21 protein-coding genes are annotated in these 21,910 nt (G+C 47.2%); 12 read left to right on the top strand and 9 right to left on the bottom strand.

The features are described 5' to 3' along the window. Positions 1–213: 213 nt before the first annotated feature. On the bottom strand, positions 214–630 hold the full coding sequence (aroQ, locus tag BC792_RS02335; RefSeq protein WP_148907378.1) for a type II 3-dehydroquinate dehydratase: 417 nt from the start codon (positions 628–630) through the stop codon (positions 214–216). Positions 631–958: 328 nt separating this feature from the next. Continuing rightward, positions 959–2,584 carry a capsule assembly Wzi family protein gene (locus tag BC792_RS02330; RefSeq protein ID WP_148907377.1) on the bottom strand — a complete coding sequence of 542 codons (1,626 nt, stop codon included), beginning with the start codon at positions 2,582–2,584 and terminating at the stop codon, positions 959–961. Positions 2,585–2,871: 287 nt separating this feature from the next. Between BC792_RS02330 and BC792_RS02325 the strand changes: the two genes are divergently transcribed. Further along, positions 2,872–4,290 carry a glycoside hydrolase family 125 protein gene (locus tag BC792_RS02325; protein WP_148907376.1) on the top strand — a complete coding sequence of 473 codons (1,419 nt, stop codon included), beginning with the start codon at positions 2,872–2,874 and terminating at the stop codon, positions 4,288–4,290. A gap of 237 nt (positions 4,291–4,527) precedes the next feature. Continuing rightward, on the top strand, positions 4,528–5,358 hold the full coding sequence (gene murI / locus BC792_RS02320; protein ID WP_148907375.1) for a glutamate racemase: 831 nt from the start codon (positions 4,528–4,530) through the stop codon (positions 5,356–5,358). Between the two features lie 30 nt (positions 5,359–5,388). Here murI and BC792_RS02315 read toward each other — a convergent pair whose 3' ends face one another. Beyond that, a complete protein-coding gene (locus BC792_RS02315) occupies positions 5,389–5,808 on the bottom strand; it encodes a SufE family protein (protein ID WP_148907374.1) in 420 nt (139 codons plus the stop codon). 8 nt (positions 5,809–5,816) lie between these two features. After that, positions 5,817–7,040 carry a cysteine desulfurase gene (locus BC792_RS02310; RefSeq protein WP_148907373.1) on the bottom strand — a complete coding sequence of 408 codons (1,224 nt, stop codon included), beginning with the start codon at positions 7,038–7,040 and terminating at the stop codon, positions 5,817–5,819. A gap of 280 nt (positions 7,041–7,320) precedes the next feature. Between BC792_RS02310 and BC792_RS02300 the strand changes: the two genes are divergently transcribed. From BC792_RS02300 to BC792_RS02275, 6 genes are all read left to right on the top strand, one after another. Then, positions 7,321–8,316, top strand: coding sequence for an acyl-ACP desaturase (locus BC792_RS02300; RefSeq protein ID WP_148907371.1), 996 nt, complete (start codon positions 7,321–7,323; stop codon positions 8,314–8,316). A gap of 198 nt (positions 8,317–8,514) precedes the next feature. Continuing rightward, on the top strand, positions 8,515–8,955 hold the full coding sequence (locus tag BC792_RS02295; RefSeq protein ID WP_148907370.1) for a MarR family winged helix-turn-helix transcriptional regulator: 441 nt from the start codon (positions 8,515–8,517) through the stop codon (positions 8,953–8,955). Next, a complete protein-coding gene (locus BC792_RS02290) occupies positions 8,952–9,956 on the top strand; it encodes an NAD(P)/FAD-dependent oxidoreductase (RefSeq protein ID WP_148907369.1) in 1,005 nt (334 codons plus the stop codon). The genes BC792_RS02295 and BC792_RS02290 overlap by 4 nt, the downstream gene beginning before the upstream one ends. Before the next feature lies 1 nt (position 9,957). Continuing rightward, on the top strand, positions 9,958–10,287 hold the full coding sequence (locus BC792_RS02285; protein ID WP_148907368.1) for a 2Fe-2S iron-sulfur cluster-binding protein: 330 nt from the start codon (positions 9,958–9,960) through the stop codon (positions 10,285–10,287). Positions 10,288–10,565: 278 nt separating this feature from the next. Further along, entirely contained in the window at positions 10,566–11,879 is a 1,314-nt protein-coding gene (locus BC792_RS02280) for an NAD(P)/FAD-dependent oxidoreductase (protein ID WP_148907367.1), read from the top strand. A 6-nt stretch (positions 11,880–11,885) separates the two neighbouring features. Next, on the top strand, positions 11,886–13,556 hold the full coding sequence (locus BC792_RS02275; RefSeq protein WP_148907366.1) for a DNA polymerase/3'-5' exonuclease PolX: 1,671 nt from the start codon (positions 11,886–11,888) through the stop codon (positions 13,554–13,556). Positions 13,557–13,615: 59 nt separating this feature from the next. On the opposite strand, the gene BC792_RS02270 is transcribed toward BC792_RS02275, so the two are convergent. Together BC792_RS02270 and gpmI are read right to left on the bottom strand one after the other, a co-directional pair. After that, positions 13,616–14,173, bottom strand: coding sequence for a hypothetical protein (locus BC792_RS02270; protein WP_148907365.1), 558 nt, complete (start codon positions 14,171–14,173; stop codon positions 13,616–13,618). Continuing rightward, positions 14,160–15,695, bottom strand: a complete 1,536-nt coding sequence (gene gpmI / locus BC792_RS02265; RefSeq protein WP_425262444.1) for a 2,3-bisphosphoglycerate-independent phosphoglycerate mutase — start codon at positions 15,693–15,695, stop codon at positions 14,160–14,162. Before gpmI ends, BC792_RS02270 begins: the two co-directional genes overlap by 14 nt. 149 nt (positions 15,696–15,844) lie before the next feature. Here gpmI and BC792_RS02260 point away from each other — a divergent pair, with 149 nt between their 5' ends. From BC792_RS02260 to BC792_RS02245, 4 genes are all read left to right on the top strand, one after another. Beyond that, positions 15,845–16,288, top strand: a complete 444-nt coding sequence (locus BC792_RS02260) for a DUF4783 domain-containing protein (protein WP_148907364.1) — start codon at positions 15,845–15,847, stop codon at positions 16,286–16,288. Between the two features lie 69 nt (positions 16,289–16,357). Continuing rightward, complete coding sequence (gene nadC / locus BC792_RS02255; RefSeq protein WP_148907363.1) at positions 16,358–17,212, top strand: carboxylating nicotinate-nucleotide diphosphorylase; 855 nt, start codon at positions 16,358–16,360, stop codon at positions 17,210–17,212. 27 nt (positions 17,213–17,239) lie between these two features. After that, entirely contained in the window at positions 17,240–17,887 is a 648-nt protein-coding gene (gene plsY / locus BC792_RS02250; protein WP_148907362.1) for a glycerol-3-phosphate 1-O-acyltransferase PlsY, read from the top strand. A gap of 251 nt (positions 17,888–18,138) precedes the next feature. Further along, positions 18,139–18,942 (top strand): M48 family metallopeptidase, encoded by an 804-nt coding sequence (locus BC792_RS02245; protein WP_148907361.1) that lies wholly within the window; start codon positions 18,139–18,141, stop codon positions 18,940–18,942. 177 nt (positions 18,943–19,119) lie between these two features. On the opposite strand, the gene BC792_RS02240 is transcribed toward BC792_RS02245, so the two are convergent. From BC792_RS02240 to BC792_RS02230, 3 genes are read right to left on the bottom strand one after another with little or no spacing between them, the layout of a single operon-like run. Continuing rightward, positions 19,120–19,650, bottom strand: coding sequence for an adenine phosphoribosyltransferase (locus BC792_RS02240; RefSeq protein ID WP_148907360.1), 531 nt, complete (start codon positions 19,648–19,650; stop codon positions 19,120–19,122). A gap of 4 nt (positions 19,651–19,654) precedes the next feature. Further along, on the bottom strand, positions 19,655–20,545 hold the full coding sequence (locus BC792_RS02235) for a ComEA family DNA-binding protein (protein WP_148907359.1): 891 nt from the start codon (positions 20,543–20,545) through the stop codon (positions 19,655–19,657). Positions 20,546–20,596: 51 nt separating this feature from the next. Continuing rightward, positions 20,597–21,910, bottom strand: a complete 1,314-nt coding sequence (locus BC792_RS02230) for an efflux RND transporter periplasmic adaptor subunit (RefSeq protein WP_148907358.1) — start codon at positions 21,908–21,910, stop codon at positions 20,597–20,599.

Here is a 21,910-nt window from a genome sequence, read left to right as displayed (position 1 = left end):
TCAGAAAACATGCTTTCCGAACACTGTCCGCAGCCGTATACAGGAGTTCTCCAAGGCTTCCTCAAGCCGGAAATCTCCAACACGGCCCGTCGTTGTCCACGAACGTATACATGTCCTTTTTATTCGGAACGATCGTTTCAAAGTTGTTTCATCTCGATCCTCATGATTTTTGAACTGAAGGAATAGCATCACATTGTCGCGACGCCAAATCGGCTATAGAAAGCTTTGAACGCCGAGTTTATAGCTATCAAGCCCAAAACCGCAGATCACACCGACACAATTTTTTGCTAAATAAGAATGGTGTCTAAATTCTTCCCGTTTATGTACATTGGATATATGAACCTCAACGACAGGCGTCGTGATAGCCGCAATGGCATCGCCGATAGCAACGGAAGTATGCGTATATGCACCGGCATTTAAAACGACACCGTCAAAATTGAAGCCGATCTCATGCAGCTTGTCAATGATGGCCCCCTCGTGATTGCTTTGGAAATAAGAAAGCTCAACCCCGGCAAAACTGGCTTTCAGTTCGTCGAAATACGACTGAAAATCTTTTGTTCCGTAGATACTCTTTTCCCGGACCCCCAATAAGTTCAGGTTGGGTCCATTGATAATAATAATCTTCTTCATAACTAGTACTGGTGTAAATAAGCCTGTCCTAAAAGCCGATGCCGCGTTACCGCGAACCTGAGAAACGAAGCTGCCTGTCGAAGGCAGCTGCGAAGCAAAGCGAGCTCATGACGTCAACATACAAGTTGTCTTCCTATCAATCATCTTAAAGATGTCCATGAACGCGCTACGTGCGCTTGCCGCATCGCCTCTTTTGCTTTGAAGGTTTGGTGCATTTTCTGAACAGCACCCGTTTAAACCGGCGCCGATTCCACCCAACTACGGTTACCGTGACTACGCTTCAAGCTCGTCAGACAGCTTCTCTGCAGATGCTAAAGATAGCAATATCCTAGATATCTCCGTAAAAATTACGGAAAGAAGAACGAAGGCCAAAACTTATAACGCCGGATTTTTCTGTTGCTGAGTTTTCAATACGGTTGTAGCGCTGCGTATAGCCTACTTCGAACCGCAGGTTATATCTGGGGTTCAGCACATACGCCGCCTTTAAATCCGCGAAGAACAGATCGTTCCGCACTCCCTGTCCGATGTAGTTTCCGTACCGGTTAGGAATATTATTATAAGACTGGAAGATGTCCCCCCCCATGTTGCTCCCATCTTCCGGATCCGTTCCGAAACGGCTGTAAACTCCCTGCAACGAAAAATCGAATCTTTTCCACGAGTAGTTTGCAATACCGACAAGTTCTCTGAAGTTAGCTCCACGCGGATGTGCCAACGGCTCACTCCGGTTGCTATAGTTGGAGATAGAAACAAAATGCTGGTACGTATAGGGCCTTACGACGTTATATTCGGCAAGAAAGTTAAGGTTTTGAACACGGAATATGTCGAAGCCTTTAAGCCCGATCTGTGTTCCCCATTTATTATGCGCGTATCCGTTACCTGCAAAAAATTCCTTTGCGGTAAATTCGCCCAGCAGGAATTGCCCATATGCCGTTAAGTTATTCCACACTTTATATTTGGCATTTAGTCCGAGAAACATTTTATCCGGGGAAGTCGAATTGTTCGATTCCACGGGACGCATAAACATCACAGGATTGATATAGTTGAAATCAAATCCGCGGTGTCCTGCCTGATTTTTGTTTGCCCAGACAACAGCTTGAAAAAAACCGATTGATAAGCGCTTCGTTGCGTTATAGTCCAGGTATTGGAAGGCTCCCCATTTGATGCCGTCTCCGAAGCGTCCCCCGGCATTCAGCGAATCGACCCGCGGATTTTTGGGATCAGTCATATAAGCCCATATAGACGTGTATTGCACATTACCGATGGTACCCGTTAACTTCAAATTTGCGTAATTCGAAGAGAAATCGGAAAGTAGAAGAGACCGATAACCGTCGCCGATGTGGTTCTTATCATACGCCAGGGTTGTTTGGAAGTAGTCGCTGAAATCATATGTTAGACTGGCCGTGGCATACATCCAGTCTTTTTCATTATTCGCCTGATGTTTGACAATCCCCTGTCCGGGCATTACCTGATTCCGATTGACATAGTCGGTCAGGTAGTCGGCAAATACACCTTGGTTTTCGAATGCGTTCGCATAGAAGGTAAATTTGTCTTTGATGGTAAGTCCAACCTGAAATCCCCTTGTGTTCAACCAGGTTGTCCGCTTGTCACTGCCGATCAATTCTTTCCCGATCATAAAATCCGGAAGAAAATCGAGGAAGAAGGTGTGATCTTCCTTTTCAACTTCCACCAGATGCTCATTAAAGATCTTCCGCATAAAGATATTATCCGACCCGGCCTGGTTTAAGGACTGCACAGAATCCATCTTCGTCAACAGGTCGCCTTTTAACAAAAAAGGTTTTGACGCCGTATGTATCCTGGTTTCAGGCGAATATAAAAACCGATCATACTTTTGATAATGCTGATATGAATAGGGCTGGGTTCTGATCTGGGCTTCCAATACCTGCGTTGTGAACAGAAGAGCAAGTGAAGAAAGAAGAAAGTGGTGTCGCTTCATAAATTGTTTAAATATATCGGGTTTCTCCCAACAATTATTATTCCTAAAATTTTGTAACAAAACTAGACATAATAATCACAATCTGCAATCTGGAGATATACATGTGCTAAATCGTTTAGCGTTCGCTTGATTTACGATATTTTTTATATCTTAGGCAATCGATAACCATGTTGTATAGCACAAAAAAACAAACGATAGAATGAAATGGCCACGATTGCCGACACACAAAACAGAAATAAAAACAATCGGGACATTCCATATGGCTATTGAAAAATAATTAATTACATATGAAACGTAGAACATTTCTTCAAAATGCCGCTGCTCTGGGTGCAGGTGTAATGGCCAGCAAATTTTCATTTGCAGAATCGCTAAACCCCTTTCCTACCGTACGTGTGGCTGCAGACAAAAGACATTTTTCAAGCAAAGTCATTGAAAATGCCATTGCTGAATTCCAAAAAAATGTAAGCAACAAAGAGCTGGGATGGCTTTTTAATAACTGTTTCCCAAACACACTCGACACTACCGTATACGACGAGTCTACAGCGTCTAAAAAGCTGACCTATGTGATTACCGGCGATATCGACGCCATGTGGCTTCGGGACAGCAGTGCACAGGTGTGGCCCTACCTGCAATTTATGAAAAAGGACCGTAAGCTACAGGATCTTATCCTCGGACTGGTCAATAAACAGACACAATGCATTAATATTGATCCATACGCGAATGCGTTCTATAATGATCCGACAAAGAAAGGCGAATGGTTCTCCGATCATACGGATATGAAACCAGGTATCCATGAAAGGAAATGGGAAATTGATTCGCTTTGTTACCCTATCCGGCTGGCATATCACTATTGGAAAGAAACCAACGATACTACGCCTTTCGACGATGAGTGGGTTAAAGCACAGGAGAACACGTATAAAACTTTCATTGAACAACAGCGTAAAGAAAATGTCGGACCATATGTCTTCTCACGCACCACTTCGCGCGGATCGGACACCTTGCAGGTGGATGGGCTCGGCTACCCCGTAAATCCCGTAGGATTGATCTGCTCTGCCTTCCGTCCGTCGGACGATTGTTCCATCTTTATGTTTCTCATTCCTTCCAACCTGTTTGCCGTGACGAGCCTGCGCCAGTCTGCAGAAATCCTGAGAAAGGTAAAAAACAACACCGACCTAGCCGGCCGCATGGAGGCGCTTGCCAATGAGGTTGAAGCGGCCGTTAACCGGTACGGAATCATTGATCACCCCGAGCACGGCCGTGTGTATGCGTATGAGGTCGACGGATTCGGAAGTTACCTCATGATGGACGATGCAAATGTTCCGTCACTGCTTGCGCTGCCTTACCTGGGCGCTGTTGATGTGAACGATGAAGTTTACCAACGCACCCGTAAATTCATCCTGTCAGAAAAGAATCCTTTCTTTTTCAAGGGAACGGCAGCCGAAGGTATTGGTGGCCCTCATATCGGCCGCGACATGATCTGGCCAATGGCAATTATCATGCGTGCGTTTACATCTACAGACGATAATGAAATCAGGTCCTGTATAGAGACGCTACGGAAAACCCATGGCGATACGGGCTTCATGCACGAATCGTTCCACAAGGACGACCCGAAGAAGTTCACCCGCCACTGGTTCGCCTGGACAAACACATTATTCGGCGAATTGCTGTGGAAGACCTACAAAGAAAAGCCATCGTTGCTTAAGTAATCTCCGGTGTCCGCCTGACCAACAGAAATGGTGCGGCGAGACATAAAATACCATCATGGCTGTCCGCCGAGATCCACAGGGTCTCGACGGACAGCATAATAAAAAGAGCCTAAAGACTCCCCCTGTTTTTTGTGTATCCTTAGTGATACTTCGTTTCTCATCAAAAACAGCGTGGGTCCCCGATCACGATAGCATTTATTTACTTTTCCAGAAAGTTTTTCATTATATTCGGCCGCTATGGATACAACTCAAACAGGGCCTATAGGTATATTCGATTCCGGATTCGGCGGTCTAACCATTTTCCGCGAGATCAAGAACAAACTCCCGCAGTACGATTACATCTATCTGGGCGACAATGCCCGGGTTCCTTACGGCCCGCGTTCGTTCGACGCTGTATACCAGTTTACCAAAGAATGTGTGTTTACCCTGTTTGATATGGGGTGCAACCTGGTAATTCTGGCATGCAACACAGCTTCTGCAAAAGCGTTACGGACAATACAGCAGAACGATCTGCCTCCGGGAAAAAAGGTACTGGGCGTTATCCGTCCCACTACGGAGTCTATTGACCGGTTTACGGAAACCAATGAAGTAGGTATATTAGCCACACAGGGAACCGTGCTATCCGAGTCGTATAAAATCGAGATCAACAAGTTTCATCCTGAAATGAAAGTGTATCAACACGCCTGCCCGCTATGGGTGCCGCTGGTTGAAAACGATGAGATCAACACCCCTGCCGCCGACTACCTCGTAGAACGGGATATCCAGACTCTGCTTTCCCAGAGCAACAACATAGATACACTGGTCCTTGCGTGCACGCACTACCCGCTGCTACTACCCGCCATCAATAAGTTCGTCCCGCCGCATATACACCTCCTGGCACAGGGGCCATTAATCGCTGATAGCCTGACCGACTATCTGTATAGGCATCCTGAGGTCGAGTCCGCATGTTCGAAAAGCCAGTCCACGCAGTTTTATACCACCGACGATCCGGATGATTTCGAAAAAAAAGCCAAGATATTTTTCGGCGAGCCTATTATTGCTTCGCACATAAAAGTACAAAACTGCTAAGCGAACGCCGTACGCATCCTGTTCAGCCAGCTAGCTCTTAGCGCCCAGTGCCAATGCATACAGCTTCATCTGCTTGACCATTGACAGCAAGCCGTTCGCACGGGTCGGGGACAGATGCTCTTTTAATCCTATTTGGTCGATAAAATAAAGATCTGCCTTCGCAATTTCTTGAGCCGGATGTCCTGACAAGACTTTTACCATCAAACTAACCAGCCCCTTCGTGATGATCGCATCGCTGTCCGCGGTGAAGTAGACTTTCCCGTCGCGCAGCTCAGGATACAGCCACACTTTCGACTGACACCCTTTGATAATATAGTCGTCCGTCTTGTATTCTTCCTTGATCAATGGAACTTCCTTACCCAGCTGGATAATATATTCATATTTTTCCATCCAGTCCTGATAAAAGGCAAAGTCCTCGATCAGTTCGTCTTGTATTTCGTTTATTGTCATTTTTCAATTTATTTGAGCATGCGGACTGCCCGTTCGACGCCCGACGTTAACGCGTCAATCTCTTCCGCGGTGTTGTACATAGCCAACGATGCCCTAACTGTTCCCGGTATCTGGAACCCGTCCATAACGGGCTGCGCACAGTGATGTCCGGTACGGACAGCAATACCCAGTTTGTCTAATATCACACCAATATCGTAGGGGTGAATACCGTCGACCACAAAAGAGATAACGGAAGATTTATGTGCTGCTGTTCCTATGAACCGTAGCCCTTCCACCCGTGCCAGCTGTTCTGTAGCGTATGCCAACAGCCCGTCCTCATACTCTTTTATGGCATCAAGCCCGATACTGTTAATATAGTCAATAGCCTCTGCCAGGCAGATCCCTGCTTCGATGTTGGGCGTTCCCGCTTCGAATTTAAAAGGAAGCTCGTTATAGGTGGTTTTTTCGAAGGTAACATCCTTTATCATATCACCTCCTCCCTGATAGGGCGGCATCTTGTTGAGCAGCTCTTCCTTACCATACAGTACACCCACGCCTGTCGGGCCGTACATCTTGTGGCCGGAAAATGCAAAGAAGTCTACATCAAGCGCACGTACATCGACAGCTAGGTGTTGAATAGCCTGTGCTCCATCCACCAGAACAGGCACATTGTACCGATGAGCAATATCGATCATCTCTTTCACAGGATTGACAGTACCCAATGCATTGGACACATATGTAAACGACACCAGCTTTGTACGCTCTGAAAAAAGACTGCGGTAGCCATCGAGGTCCAATTCACCACGTTCATTCATCGGGATAATGCGCAGCTTGCAGCCCTTCTCCTCGCAGAGCATCTGCCACGGCACAATGTTCGAGTGATGCTCCATGGCAGAGATGATAATTTCATCGTCCTTACCGATAAAAGGTCTACCGTAACAGGTGGCCACTATATTAATGGCTTCTGTAGTACCCTTGGTGATGATAACTTCGTGGTCGTGTGCCGCATTGATAAATGCTTGCACCTTCCGGCGCGTAATTTCGAATGCGTCTGTCGATATCTGACTTAAATAATGTACCCCACGGTGTACATTGCTATTCATATCTGCATAATAGCGAACCACTGCGTCGATAACCTGTTTAGGCTTATGCGTTGTGGCTCCATTATCTAAATAGATGAGGGGCTTACCATTGACCTGCCTGTCTAAAATAGGAAAATCGTTACGGATGTTTAATATATCAAAAGTTCCCAAATGTTGTCTCCTTAAATGTTCTACAAAGTTAGTATATTAAGCAAGAAAATAGGTCAATCCAGTGTATTCTTTTTCACTTGCCTGCTGCAGTAGCCGGAACGCCACATCGGCATCGGTATGGATGGACGGCACTCCGCTGGGAAACTTTTTTACACGTATCCGTAGATATACGGGGATCCTTTTTTTATCAGCATGAACAGCCGGTCTCAAGAAATTTTTAAACTTTCCCGTCATTTATTTTGTAAATAATTTCTTTCTATTTGGCTATCTTTGTAAGCATATGCAAGAATTACCATTAAATATCCCTGAAGGGTCGAGAAAAGAAGTGATGGCCTACCTGGAACCGTTCATGTTAAATGAGATGAGCGAGTACCTGAAACCGGTGGAGGAAATGTGGCAGCCAGCTGATTTTTTGCCGGATGCCTCACGTGACACTTTTTTTGAGGAGGTGCGAGATTTGCAAGAGAGCGCAAAGGAACTTCCATATGACTTAGTAGCGGTTTTGATCGGTGATACCATAACAGAAGAGGCGCTTCCTACCTATGAATCGTGGCTCACCATGGTCGAAGACGTCGAAAAAAACGAACAAGGTGGATGGATGAAATGGGTGCGCGCCTGGACCGCGGAAGAAAACCGCCACGGCGATCTCCTTAACAAATACCTATACCTTTCAGGACGCATAGACATGCGCCAGTTCGAAATATCGACACAGTATCTTATTCAGGATGGGTTCGATATCGGGACAGGAGCTGACCCCTATCGGAACTTTATCTACACGTCTTTCCAGGAGCTGGCCACAAACATCTCGCACCGCCGTGTTGCAGCGATCTCCAAAAAATCCGGCGACCGTCTGCTGGCCAAGATGTGTGGCGTTATCGCTTCAGACGAAGCCCGACATGCCAAGGCATATATGTCTTTTATTTCACAGGCTATCAAGGTAGACGCCAGCGAAGTGATGATCGCTTTTGAAGACATGATGCGTAAAAAAATTGTTATGCCGGCACACTTTCTCCGCGAAGCCGGCGAGCCGCAGGGAGAAGCCTTCGCCCATTTTTCCGACGCTGCACAGCGCCTGGAAGTATATACGGCGCTCGATTACGTCGACATCCTTAAATCATTAAATGACGAGTGGGCGATCGACAAAATAACGGGACTTAACGAAAAAGGAGAAAAGGCGAGAGACTATCTGATGAAACTTCCTGACCGCTTAACAAGACTGGCGGAGCGGGTAAAGATCCCTGAAATACAGTATAAATTTAAATGGATCCACGGCTAAGCCTACAGCTATAGGACGCGGATTATAACACGTATTTATGCCTCCGGTTCAGTGCTCGCGGGAGAACTGAACCGGGGGCTTTTTTTGTTCCGGACCATCCCCTTACTGTACATGCAAGGTCACGGAAAAACAATTTTTTCGCATTCTTTTTTATTATCATAACTATTCCCTATTTTAGTTGTCACACTAATAATTGCTATGCTAAAAGAAAAATACACGCAATATTCATTTTTGCTGGACAGAACTGCCCGACGCGTCAAACAGTACGCGCAGGCGGCATTTGCACAGAAAGACTTTGATATCACGATCGACCAATGGGCGATCCTGAAAGTTCTTTATAACGACGATCCGATGACACATAAGGATCTGGCTGAAAAATGCGGCAAAGACCAGCCGACGTTAACACGTATCATCGATCTTTTGATAAAAAAAGAATTAGTGCAGCGTGTCGAACATCCAGACGACAGGCGTTGTCTGCAGATCATGCTGAGCGGCAACGGCAAACAAAAGGTAGAAGAATTGACGCCTGCAGTTGCGGAAATACGGATGAAGGCATGGAGCAACCTATCCGAAGAGGACTTCGCACATTTTACGAGAATTTTGAACACGATATACAACAACTTAAATCAACCGATATGATCACCACAGATATATGTATCATCGGCGCCGGCCCTGTCGGACTATTTGCCGTATTTGAAGCCGGCCTATTAAAAATGAGATGTCATCTTTTTGACGTACTGCCTCAAGTAGGCGGGCAACTGTCCGAAATTTACCCACACAAACCTATATATGATATTCCGGGGTACCCTATGATCAAGGCCCAGGAACTGATAGACAATCAGATGGAGCAGATTGCTCCGTTTAAGCCGACATTCAGTTTAGGCGAACGTGTTGAAACGTTAATAAAGCAGGATGACGGTTCTTACCACGTCGTCGGTTCAGACGGCACGCTCGTACACTGCCAGGTAGTTGTTATCGCGGGCGGACTCGGGTGTTTTGAACCACGTAAACCGGAGCTGGCGAATCTGGAAGTATACGAGGGACGGTACGTACATTATATGATCAAGGATCCCGAGCGTTTCCGCGACACCGATGTAGTCATCGCGGGCGGGGGCGACTCGGCCTTAGACTGGACGTTATACCTTGCGGACGTTGCCAGCAAAGTCACCTTAGTGCACCGGAGTGACTCGTTTCGTGGTGCACCCGATTCTGCAGAAAAGGTGTTCAACCTCGCTCAGCAAGGAAAGATAAGCCTACTGCTATCCCACAATTTGGTGGCATTGGAAGGAGACGGCAACCTGAAAGAGGTTCATCTTACGAACAAACAAAAAGAAATGGTTACCGTATCCGCAGATCATTTTATCCCACTATACGGCCTCAGTCCAAAACTCGGTCCTATTGCCGATTGGGGATTAAACCTCGATAAAAACGCAATCGAAGTCAACACGTTTGATTATAGTACCAACGTAGAGCGAATATATGCAATCGGCGATATCAACACGTATCCTGGCAAGCTAAAGTTGATACTTTGCGGTTATCACGAAGCAGCTTTAATGTGTCAAAGCGCTTTTAAGTACGTGCATCCCGATAAAAAGCTGAGTTTTAAGTATACTACTGTGAATGGAGTTAACGCGTTTTAAAATGGAAAATCTTATCAATATTCTCGTAGAGGACCGCGATGGGACGATACGCACGATCGAGGTACCAACAGATATCAACTTAAACCTGATGGAAATCCTAAAGGCGTCAGAGTATGATATATTGGCTACATGCGGTGGAATGGCCCTCTGCGCTACCTGTCATGTTCAGATCAAAGAAGGTAGCGGACGTCTCCCCGATCCGTCCGACCAGGAGCTGGACATGCTCGATACCTTACCCGATGCCAACGACAACAGCCGGCTGGCGTGCCAGCTGCACCTGACGAACGACAACGACGGATTATCCATTGTCATCAAGGGCGCACTACAATGATCAGTCTAAGTGTATAAATAACACTAAGTTTTCTTACCTTTGTAAGAAAGGAATAAGTAGGTTCAAATTCTGAAATTCTGGACCGGCAAAATTTTATGTAACGGAGGTTTTTGACCGATCTAACTCAGTCGGGACATTTTCCGGAATAGCCAGACTATCCACCAAGGAATGTAAATGTGTCTGAAAAGCTCTCATAAATATGAAGATAAGTTAATGTTAATGTAACGAAACTGTCGGATATTTGCAACCTACTTCAAATTTGAACAAAATTAGTTTATATGTTATTAGATCGTTCTGAAAGAAGCTTTCCAAGGGTTATCATCATTGGCGGCGGTTTTGGCGGCGTAGAAGCTGCCAAGCAGTTTAAAGACAAAGAGGTCGAGGTTTTGCTGATAGATCGGAATAACTTCCACACTTTCCAACCCCTGATGTACCAGGTGGCAACAGGAACGCTGGCCGCCGACGCCATCTCGTTCCCTATCCGCAAGATGTTCAAATCCCAGCAGAATTTCCGGTTCAGGATGGCTGAGGTACTACAGATCGACCAGAAAGAGAAAATCGTGAAAACTTCAGTGGGCGACTATGATTACGACTACCTCATTATCGCAACGGGAGCGACGTCTAATTTTTTCGGCAATAAGCAGGTCGAAAAATATGCGCTTCCGATGAAAAGTATACACGAAGCACTGAACATCAGGAGTTATGTATTGCAAAACCTGGAAGAAGCTGTTCTACGACGCAACCTTCACGACCGTGAGCGCTACCTCAACTTTGTCGTCGTTGGCGGAGGTCCTACCGGCGTCGAGCTTTCGGGAGCGATAGCCGAGATACAGCTACATATGCTAAAAAAGGACTACCCGGAACTGTCAACACACGAGATGAAAGTATTCCTCGTCGAAGGAACGGGCAAGGTCCTTGGTGCTTTGTCTGAAAAATCGTCCCAGGACGCTGAACGATATTTAAAAGAGCTGGGCGTGAACGTCATGCTGAACACGCAGGTGACCGGCTACGACGGCAATACAATTACCTTTTCCAATGGCGAGTCTATCCCAACGAAGACGGTAATATGGGGAGCCGGTGTTATGGGACAATTTCCAGCGGGCATAGCAGCAGAAACCATTCAGCGAGGTAACCGTATCCAAACAGATGGGCAGTGCCGCGTCGAAGGTATGGAAAACGTTTACGCCATCGGCGACGTCGCCGCAATGATAACAGACTCGACCCCTCGGGGTCTCCCCGGCGTAGCTCCCGTTGCTCAACAGCAAGGAAAATATGTCGCCAAACACATTCTCAGCACCATGAACAACCAAACTGTCGAGAACTTCAAGTATTTTGATAAGGGGTCGATGGCCACGGTGGGACGTAACCGGGCCGTTGTCGACCTCGGGAATTTCCACATGAAAGGATTTTTAGCATGGATGACGTGGATGTTTGTGCATTTAGTTTCTATCTTTGGGTTCCGGAATAAACTGGTAACATTTGTCAACTGGTCTATCAAGTTTTTTACCAAAAACAGCGGGATCCGGCTGATCATCAATCGCTATACACGACCGGAAGCTGAAAAAGAGGAAACAACATATCAACATTCTTAGCGTAACATGGAAAATAAGGCCATAGCAAAAACATTCAAACTGTGCAGTCAATTAATGGAGGTGTTCAATGAGAACCCGTTCCGGACGAAAGCTATGGCTGCCGCATCTTTTAAAGTTAACAAACTCCCGTTCCCGGCGGTGGATGCTACGCCTGATCAGCTAAGTGAACAGCAGGGAATAGGAAAAAGCACAGCCGAAAAGATTATTTCGATTATCGAAACCGGGTCTTTTCCGGAGCTAGATCAGCTGGTGTCCAAGACGCCACATGGGGTTTTGGACATGCTTTCAATTAAAGGTCTGGGGCCAAAGAAGATCCAGGTGATCTGGAGAGAGCTCGGGATTGAGTCTGTGGGGGAGCTACTTTATGCGTGTAACGAAAACAGGCTCGTCGAGGCCAAAGGATTTGGTCTGAAAACGCAGGAAGAGATACGAAAAGCTATTGAATTTTCGAACGCCAATCAGGGACTGTTTCTGTATGCCAAAGTCGAAAAACTGGCAGCAGAACTTCTTGATACACTAGCCAGCGGGTTTTCCGGCGACCAACATTTTCTGACAGGCGAGCTCCGTAGGAAATGCGAAATTATATCTTCTGTCGATATTCTAACCACTACAGCGATACACCAGATTGCCTCGTGGGCAGAAAACGCGGGAGGTTACACCATCTTGGAGACATTTGATTCTTCCCTGCTATTTACAGATGATCTTGGTATACGGTATCAGATCATTTCCACCGAAAAAGAAAATCTGGCGATCGATCTGCTATTGACCACGGGTAGCAAAGACCATATTTCCGCGCTAAAAGCTATCGCGGAAGATCTGCCCGCGATGCCGACAGAAGAGGCTGTTTACGAAGCCTTAGGATTGTCTTACGTACCGCCGGAACTGAGGGAAGGCCTCCGTGAGGTCAGATTGGCACAAAGCCATACGCTTCCCGAACTAATTACATACCAAGACTTAAAGGGCGCACTGCACAACCACTCCACCTATAGTGACGGAATGCACACCGTAGAGCAGATGGCACGCTATAGCAAAGACGAATTAGGGCTGTCGTACCTCGGCGTTTGCGACCACTCCAGAAGTGCGGTCTATGCCAATGGTCTGTCCATAGAACGCGTAGAGCAGCAGTGGGCGGAAATAGAGTTGCTTAACGCGAAACTGTCTCCGTTCCGGATTTTTAAAGGCATCGAGTCTGATATACTATCCGACGGATCCTTAGATTATCCGGATGAAGTTCTGAAGCGGTTTGATTTCGTTGTGGCGTCTATCCACAGCAATCTCCGCATGGACGAAGAAAAAGCTACGCAGCGCCTGATCAGGGCAATTGAGAATCCGTACACCACGATACTCGGGCACCCCACAGGCCGTCTGCTATTAAGCCGGTCAGGGTACCCAATCGACTACAAAAAGGTCATCGACGCGTGTGCCGCCAACCACGTGGTCATTGAGATAAATGCTAACCCGCTGCGTCTCGACCTCGACTGGCGCTGGCAGAGCTATGCACTGGAAAAGGGCGTGCTGCTTTCCATCAACCCCGATGCTCACCGTACAGAAGGACTCGCCGATATGCGATATGGTGTATATGCCGCACGAAAAGGAGGTCTGTCCGCAGCAAACTGTCTAAACGCCTTCCCGCTGGAAAAGATAGAAGCGTATTTCGCACAACGTAAGCCACGGTAGTCGCCCTGCCCAGCGTTGTCAGACAGGGTCGTTCACGAAACAGGAGATCTTGCCGGCTATTATTCGATGATGCCCTCAATCCGATAGTACTTGTCGCCAAGCACAAGGACCGATTGATGCTTCTCAAGACTATAGCTCGCCCCCTTCTTATAGTGTAACGTCTCCCTAGTTTCGTACAGCGAATTTTTAATCGTGCGCTTTATAAGAAACTCGTGGGGCTTCCCGTCCGCTCCATACTGAATTTCTACACGGGAAATGTCTATTGCAGGATCTAGCGATTGGATGATTACGGTGTTGGCCGTGCTGTCTTTCTGAAGATGACCGGCATATGCCGGCTTGTTGAGGTCGACCGTCATAAAACTGGATAGTTCGTTGGCCCAATTTTCCACCTGCAGCTCCTTCCGTTCGGACACCGTGTCCTTGGTTACAGTCTTCACCACGCTAGGTCTACGGGCCGACAAAGATTTTACCTCTTCCTTAAAAAAAGCAGGGATATCTATAAATGGACGGCTTTTTGCCGCGGGCTTTTCATTAGTGCCGCATGAGAAAAGCAAAGCAGTAACAGCCGCGGCCGCTACTGCTTTCCATCTTTTATAATTTTCGTTATACCAATACATTTCCGCTCATCTCTGTAGGAATCTGTGCACCCAATAAAGTTAGTATCGTCGGAGCAACATCTCCCAGTTTACCGTCGTTAATGTGATGGTAGTCTTTGTCTATCAGTATGCATGGAACGAGGTTGGTCGTATGCGCTGTATTTGGCGATCCGTCGTCGTTTACCATAAATTCCGAGTTTCCGTGGTCCGCGAGGATGATAAAAGAATATCCTTGTTCCAAGCCTGTTTCCACGACCTGTTTTGTACAGGCGTCCACTGTCTCCACCGCCTTGACAACCGCGTCGAAAACGCCCGTATGTCCCACCATGTCCGGATTGGCAAAATTCAAGCAGATGAAGTCTGGTGTGTGTTCTATCATATCTTTGCAGATGGCTTCGGTAATCCCCTCGGCACTCATCTCCGGTTGTAGATCGTATGTCGCCACTTTTGGCGACGGAATGAGCAACCGCCTTTCACCCTGAAATTCGTCTTCCCGACCGCCGGAAAAGAAGAACGTCACGTGTGGGTATTTCTCCGTTTCAGCAATACGTACCTGCGTTTTATTCTGCGCACTTAACGCCTCTCCCAATGTATTGGTGAGGTTATCTTTTTGAAAGACAACGTGTACATTTTTAAAGGTATCATCGTACGAGGTCATCGTCACATAGTGAAGGGATAGTGGGGTCATTCCGTACTGCGGGAATGATTCCTGTGTCAATGCTATTGTTATCTCCCGGCCGCGGTCCGTGCGGAAATTGTAGCAGAACACGACATCACCATCCGCTATTGTAGCCAACGGACGTCCGTCAGGTCCTGTTACCACGATGGGCTTAATAAACTCGTCCGTTACGCCATTTTTGTATGAATCTTCAATGGCCTGTTGGATGTCGGACGTAGGCGTTCCTACACCTTTGGTCAATAGGTCGTAGGCCTCTTTAACACGCTCCCACCGATTATCGCGATCCATCGCATAATACCGGCCCACCGCACTTGCAATTGTACCGACACTATTGGACAGATGGCTTTGCAAATCCGCTATATATCCCAATCCCCCATTCGGGTCGGTATCACGGCCATCCATGAATGCGTGGATAAACACCTGTCCGCTATGAAGTCCCGATTTGCCGGCAGCATCGCACAAAGCTTTCAGGTGGGCGATGTGCGCATGCACTCCCCCGTCTGAAAGCAAACCTATAAAATGCACCTTTTTACCGGTTGCTTTTGCGTAGGAAAAAGCTTCCTGAATCACGGCGTTGCTGTTGAACTCTCCCTCGTTGGCTGCTTTGTTGATACGCCCGAGTTCCTGATATACAACACGTCCGGCGCCAAGATTCATATGGCCGACTTCTGAATTTCCCATCTGACCATCAGGTAGTCCGACAGCTTCTCCAGACGCCTCCAAACGGCTGTTCGGATAGGTTGTCAATAGATGATCTAAAAAAGGGGTCTTTGCTGCTTTTACAGCATTTGAACTATCTTCTCTGCCATATCCTAAACCGTCTAGGATCAATAGCGCTACTCGTTTATTTTCTGAATTAATCACACACAAACTTAATTAAATTCATTTTGATGTGCAATATCCTTATCTCCCAGATATACGAAATTCGGCATACGGCGAACGACCGCCGCAGAAAAGAACGATTATTGGCATCATTTTAGTATTCATAACAACAATAAAAAGGGAGATATGTTATGTGGTTGGGTTCGGTTTTTAATCCTCTTATGCTGATGGTCAAGGCGTTTTGCGTGGCGATATTAACCAGTGCGTATTCGCTGTCGTACGCTTTCACCTCGACTTCTTTCGAAGATACGGTAAAGGAAATAACAGCGGTACTAAAAACAGGCAGCGCTAAGCGGCTAAGCGCGCATTTCTCGAACAACTTACATCTTTCGATAAAGAGCGACGAGGGCAGCTACACCAAGTTCCAAGCCGAACTTCTACTCGAAGACTTTTTCCGCACAAACAAGGTTACCGGGCTAAAGGAGGTGCAGAGGGCCAGAAGCTCGTCGAGTGCTTTTGTCGTCTTCTCGCTCCAATCGGGCGGCAATGTGTACCGCGTTTTTTTAAAAATCGTGCAAAATAATGAGCAGTTCGAAATAACGGAACTACGAATAGAAGCTGGCGGCAATGGATAAAAAACGGCCGGAAGATTTTAGAATAAAATATATTTTCGTCATCTTCGCTAAATAATTTAATTCGAATAGATGGCAGTTGAGTTAAGTAAACTGGAGAAATTTGTTGAATTGGCGCTCGAGGAAGATGTTAGAGAAGGTGATCATACCGCGTTGTCCACGATCGATGCCGCTGCACTAGGAGAAGCAAAGCTGCTCGTAAAAGACGTCGGCATATTGGCCGGAGTTTCCGTTGCACAGGAAATCTTCCGGGTGATTGACCCTAAGCTTAACGCGCATATTTTATTAAAGGATGGATCTCCGATAGAACCAGGGCAAGTTGCCTTCTATGTACAAGGGCCTATCCACAGCATATTGAAGGCCGAACGTCTAGTGCTCAACGTCATGCAGCGCATGTCAGGAATAGCCACCCGTACGAAACAGTATACCGAACAGCTTAAAGGGACAAAGGCGCAAGTCCTTGACACCCGGAAAACAACGCCTCTGCTACGCTTTCTGGAGAAAGAGGCCGTACACATCGGGGGCGGGGCAAACCATCGGTTCGGACTGTATGATATGATCTTGATCAAGGACAACCATGTAGACTATGCCGGGGGAATTACTAATGCTCTCGAAAAAGCACAGGCCTATCGTCTAGACAACAAGCTAGATATCCAAATAGAAATCGAAGTACGTAATTTCGCAGAGCTGAAAGAGGTTTTAAAGCACACCTATGTTGACCGGGTTATGTTCGACAACTTTACCGTAGCCGAAGTCAAAGAAGCTGTCGAGCTCGTTGATGGGAAGCTTGTCACCGAAGCGTCGGGCGGAATCACCTTGGAGACTATCCGCGACTATGCGCTCACGGGCGTAGATTTCATTTCTGTAGGAGCATTGACGCACTCCGTTAAAAGTTTAGATTTAAGCTTAAAGGCCAAGATTATATAGTTATATTTAGTAGGCTTAAATTAATATATGATTTCAATTTATTTAGTAGGCATAGTCATATTAGCTTATCTATTTGGATCTATCCCGTCGGCTGTTTGGTTTGGAGGTGCGTTCTACGGGGTAGACGTCCGTGAATATGGAAGCGGAAATGCGGGCGCCACCAATACCTTCAGGGTACTAGGCAAAAAAGCCGGGTCTGTCGTCATGTTCGTCGATATCTTAAAAGGGTGGACCTCTACTAACCTACCTTACCTGCTGGATTCGGCAGTTGTGGGTGTCCCGAATTCTGTACAATTTGTCAACTTCCAGTTAGCTTTGGGTGTCATCGCCGTGTTGGGGCATCTCTTTCCGGTCTTTGCTGGCTTCCGCGGGGGAAAAGGCGTCGCAACATTATTCGGCATGGTGATCGCTATACATCCCGAAGCAGCATTATGCTGTGTAAGCGTATTTTTGCTTACACTCATTTTCACACACTACGTGTCCCTTAGCTCCATACTGGCCGGTTTTACCTTTCCGTTCAGCATTGCATTTATCTTTCACACGTCTGTGCCGGCTGTACTTTTGTACGGGATAGCCATCTGTGCGTTGATACTGGTAACCCACCAAAAAAATATCGAGCGTCTATTGAAGGGACACGAATCGAAGATCTATTTATTCAAGAAAAAGCAACGTTGAGTTTTAGGCATAAGTTTTGTATAAAAATTAAGAGCTTTACCTTGTGTGGTTCCCGTAGTCCGTGGCATGCCGACACAATGGGATCGTTCATTGATTTCATCGGAGCAAACAGCAGGGGTCAGGACAACCGGGCGCCGGTGAAAACGAAATTTAATAGGTGAATGTGCATAAATTGCGATATCCTTCATCACAAGAAAATGCGAAGCATTCACGAATACAATAGATGCAAACACGAATCAATAATTAATACAATGAAAAAGATATATAGATATACGTCGATGGTGGCGCTTGCAGCGGTGCTGGCATCTTGTTCGACTGTCCCGCTGTCGGGCAGGAGGCAACTTTCGCTCGTAAGTGACGAGCAAATTCAGGAACAGGCAGCGGTAGCCTACAAGGAATTTTTGAATTCATCTTCTACCAAGGTTGTTACGGGGACTTCAAATGCCGCGTTGGTCAAGAACGTAGGCAATCGCATTGCTTCGGCCGTTAATCAATATTTGGCCGCCGAAGGTTTGGCTCAGCAGTACAACTTCAACTGGGAGTTTAATCTCGTAGAAAGTAGCGATGTCAATGCATGGTGCATGCCTGGAGGAAAGGTTGCGGTCTACACGGGGATTCTTCCGTTTACTGCCAACGAAGCTGGACTTGCCACGGTTATGGGCCACGAGATAGCCCACGCTATCGCCCGCCACTCGATGGAGCAGATGTCCAATCAGTACGCAATGCAGGTGGGCGCACAGGTTTTGGGGGTGGCTACCGCAGGTAAGAGTTCCATCGTGCAAGGCCTACTCAACAACGCCTATGGCATAGGCGGACAGCTGGCCTTACTGAAGTATTCCCGCAATAATGAATCAGAGGCCGATCAATTAGGTCTTATATTTATGGCGATGGCAGGCTACAGCCCTGAAAGCGCCGTAGGTTTTTGGGAACGGATGGCATCTGCGAAGGCGGCCAATTCTACGCCGGAGTTTTTGAGCACCCACCCCAGCGATGCGAGAAGGATCAACGATATCAAGAAACTGATACCGACAGCAATGAAATATTACAAGAGGTAACACAAAGGGGCTCTGCAAGTCATGCAGACTTCTCTCCTGCCTTACGGAGCTCCCTCACACACTCGATAAGCAATAATCGACAAAGCTGTGAAGCCGGCGAATCGTAAACACGATGATCGACTTACAGAGTTGAATCTCCATGAAACTGCGATGACGAGCCTGAAGCATTCGGGCGGATCAGTCGTATTCGACTAAAGACACAATTTCGTCGCTGAATCGCGTTAACCGCCCCCCGCCCTGTAGAAACGTCAGGCTTACGACAAATGCGTATCCGGCAACTACTCCCCCCAACTTCTCTATTAATTTCGATGCCGCAACTACCGTTCCGCCCGTAGCGAGTAGATCGTCGTGCAGTAGGACACGGCTTCCCCGTGAAAAGGCATCCTCATGTACTTCGATGGTGGCTTGACCGTACTCGAGTTTATACGACTCAGCTACAGTTTTAAACGGAAGTTTACCCTGCTTCCGGATAGGGACAAAGGGAACATTCAGTCTGTTGGCCAGCATCATCCCAAACAAAAAGCCCCGGCTTTCCACTCCGGCAACCACATCAATGTGTAACCCCGACAGGCGGTCGGCGAATTCTTCCACAATGGCGCTACATAAGGCTTGGTTCTTTAAGATCGGGGTGATGTCTTTAAATACAATGCCCGGTTGCGGAAAATCAGGGATATCCCGAATGGCGGACTTTATTTGTTCTTCTAACATTCTTTTAGTTGAATTTCAAGTAGGGTTCAATTTTACGCAAAAACTCGGGGTCCACAGCATACATCCTTCGGAGGTCGGACAACGACCGGAAGTCGCCATGTTGTTCCCGATAACGAAATAACAGCGAGGCCATCTTCTTCGAAACATAGGGATGGGATGCGAGTTCATCTTCCGTCAGCTTGTTTATCGCCAGCTGCTTTATTGTGCTATCTTTTATCTGCAGATACGGCTGCAACGTAGAAAACAGATCGTCGGAGATACCGTAGACCTCCCTCAGTTGATCGACCCGGTGAAAGCCACCTAAACCATCACGAAACTTAACAATGCGTGTAGCTAGAACGGAACCGATTCCGCGTAATTCTTTCAGAGCGGTAGTATCTGCAGTGTTCAGATCGATCAAAAGCTTCTTTTTCGGAGACTGCGCATAGGCGCGTTCACGAACCGCCGCCGGTGTTGGACGCCTAGGCTCTTCAAACACGAGGTACGGCCCTATACGCTCTAAATCTCTATCGGAAATAGAATACACTTTGGCTAGGTCTGCTTTTGACGAAAAGCGTCCCCCTTTTGCCTCGTAGTTTTTAATCACCCGTATCTGCTTATCCGTAAACCCCAGCTCCTGCCATTTTTCCACCGGCAGGCCATTCGGATTGAAAGGAAACAGACGATATTTCGTTGGCCGATGGTCGTCTTTCTGTTTAAGCGCGTCGGTGGTTGAATGTTCCTCATCTTTCTGCGGCTGGAAATATTCATCGGCTTCTGCCTTTTCGCTGATTGACGTATAGACGATATCTTCGGCATGTTTCCCACCGTAAGCGATATAGATCCGAGGGACAACGGCTGCCGCGACAATAATGACTAGCAGAACGAGAAAACCTTTTCGCTCGTTCTCACTCATCTCTAAGAAAAGCAACGTTTTTTTCACCTCAGCATATTCCAGGTTGAATCCTTATTTTAATTCGCTGGCGGCCACCTTCTTCACCCGTGTGCCGTCCTGCAGTGTCTTGGAAATGGCATTGAACGGACGGGATACAACTTCATCTCCTTTCTTCAGTCCAGATTTAACAATGATGTTGGTGTCGTCCTGTATTCCCGTTTTGACCTCCGTCATTTTGACAACATCGCCTGCGAGCACAAAAACGTACTCTTTCATTTCGCCGTTGCTCAGCGAATCCGCTTTTGCGTCCGATGAACGTACAGTTACGGCCTGAATCGGGACAATGAGTCCTTTATCTGACTTGGTATGAATCTGGACGGTCGCGGAAAGTCCCGGCTTAAACGGAGAAGAATGGATATTATTTTCATCGATTAGATCTTCATAGGACGATGCCTCGATCCGCACCTTCACGTTGAAGTTAGTCACCTGCTCTGCCGAAGTCGTAGCAGTCGTCGTTCCAGTAGAGGTCGAAGAACTCGATATCTCCGTCACCACCCCCTTGAATTTCCGGCCCTGAAATGCATCCACCTCGATGGTGGCTTCATTGCCTACCTTTACCCTGTTGATATCGTTTTCGTTTACCTCGACATTGACCTCCATTGTGGACATATTTGCTATACGCATAATCTCGGTACCGGCCATCTGCGCCGTTCCGACGACACGTTCTCCCAGCTCTATCGACAGTAGGGAGACCACGCCATCCGAGGGGGCGTAAATGGTCGTTCGGGACAAGCTGTTTCCAGCCTCCTGAAGTTGTGCCTGCGACTGGCTCACGGCAAAACGGGAGGCCACCACCTGCTGCCGCTGCGATTCTATACTTGCCTGGGCACTTTCGTAGTCGGCCCGCGCCTTATCCATTTCGGAGGCAGAAATAACGCGTTTTTCGAAAAGCTCGAGGCTTCTTTTATAAATTGCCTCTGTGTTTACGAAGTTCGCTTCCTGTTGCCTTAGCATCTGCTGGGCTGCGGCAAGATTGGCTCGCTGCTGGCTTACCATAGCGGCCACCTGATCATAGCTCGATTGCAATAAATCTGGCTTTACGCGACACAACACGTCTCCTTTTTTTACTACCTGTCCTTCTCGGACATTCAGTTCGATGATCTCGCCTGACACTTCAGAACTCAGCTTCACTTCAAACTCGGGCTGCACCTTGCCGCTCGCAGAAACAAGTTCGGATATCGTTTTCTCCTCAACAACATCGACGGCCACCTTTTGTTCCGCTCCATCACCAAACCATCCCAGTTTGCTCCCCACAACGACAAGGATTAAAATCAAGACCGCAGCGATTACCAGTATTTTAGGCAGATTGCTCTTTTTCTTTGCCAT

This window comes from Sphingobacterium allocomposti, assembly GCF_008124885.1.
GTDB lineage: Bacteria > Bacteroidota > Bacteroidia > Sphingobacteriales > Sphingobacteriaceae > Sphingobacterium > Sphingobacterium allocomposti.
Note: the sequence above shows the minus strand (reverse complement) of the source record. Positions and strands in the feature narration are given on the sequence as shown.

Coding starts and splice junctions, on each gene's coding strand:
- BC792_RS02315 (WP_148907374.1), bottom strand. CDS start 5,808: ATGACAATAAACGAAATACAAGACGAACTGATCGAGGACTTTGCCTTT.
- BC792_RS02245 (WP_148907361.1), top strand. CDS start 18,139: ATGAAAAAGATATATAGATATACGTCGATGGTGGCGCTTGCAGCGGTG.
- BC792_RS02300 (WP_148907371.1), top strand. CDS start 7,321: ATGCAAGAATTACCATTAAATATCCCTGAAGGGTCGAGAAAAGAAGTG.
- BC792_RS02280 (WP_148907367.1), top strand. CDS start 10,566: ATGTTATTAGATCGTTCTGAAAGAAGCTTTCCAAGGGTTATCATCATT.
- BC792_RS02285 (WP_148907368.1), top strand. CDS start 9,958: ATGGAAAATCTTATCAATATTCTCGTAGAGGACCGCGATGGGACGATA.
- BC792_RS02230 (WP_148907358.1), bottom strand. CDS start 21,910: ATGGCAAAGAAAAAGAGCAATCTGCCTAAAATACTGGTAATCGCTGCG.
- BC792_RS02325 (WP_148907376.1), top strand. CDS start 2,872: ATGAAACGTAGAACATTTCTTCAAAATGCCGCTGCTCTGGGTGCAGGT.
- aroQ (WP_148907378.1), bottom strand. CDS start 630: ATGAAGAAGATTATTATTATCAATGGACCCAACCTGAACTTATTGGGG.
- BC792_RS02260 (WP_148907364.1), top strand. CDS start 15,845: ATGTGGTTGGGTTCGGTTTTTAATCCTCTTATGCTGATGGTCAAGGCG.
- BC792_RS02235 (WP_148907359.1), bottom strand. CDS start 20,545: ATGAGTGAGAACGAGCGAAAAGGTTTTCTCGTTCTGCTAGTCATTATT.
- BC792_RS02275 (WP_148907366.1), top strand. CDS start 11,886: ATGGAAAATAAGGCCATAGCAAAAACATTCAAACTGTGCAGTCAATTA.
- BC792_RS02290 (WP_148907369.1), top strand. CDS start 8,952: ATGATCACCACAGATATATGTATCATCGGCGCCGGCCCTGTCGGACTA.
- plsY (WP_148907362.1), top strand. CDS start 17,240: ATGATTTCAATTTATTTAGTAGGCATAGTCATATTAGCTTATCTATTT.
- nadC (WP_148907363.1), top strand. CDS start 16,358: ATGGCAGTTGAGTTAAGTAAACTGGAGAAATTTGTTGAATTGGCGCTC.
- BC792_RS02270 (WP_148907365.1), bottom strand. CDS start 14,173: ATGTATTGGTATAACGAAAATTATAAAAGATGGAAAGCAGTAGCGGCC.
- BC792_RS02330 (WP_148907377.1), bottom strand. CDS start 2,584: ATGAAGCGACACCACTTTCTTCTTTCTTCACTTGCTCTTCTGTTCACA.
- murI (WP_148907375.1), top strand. CDS start 4,528: ATGGATACAACTCAAACAGGGCCTATAGGTATATTCGATTCCGGATTC.
- BC792_RS02240 (WP_148907360.1), bottom strand. CDS start 19,650: ATGTTAGAAGAACAAATAAAGTCCGCCATTCGGGATATCCCTGATTTT.
- BC792_RS02295 (WP_148907370.1), top strand. CDS start 8,515: ATGCTAAAAGAAAAATACACGCAATATTCATTTTTGCTGGACAGAACT.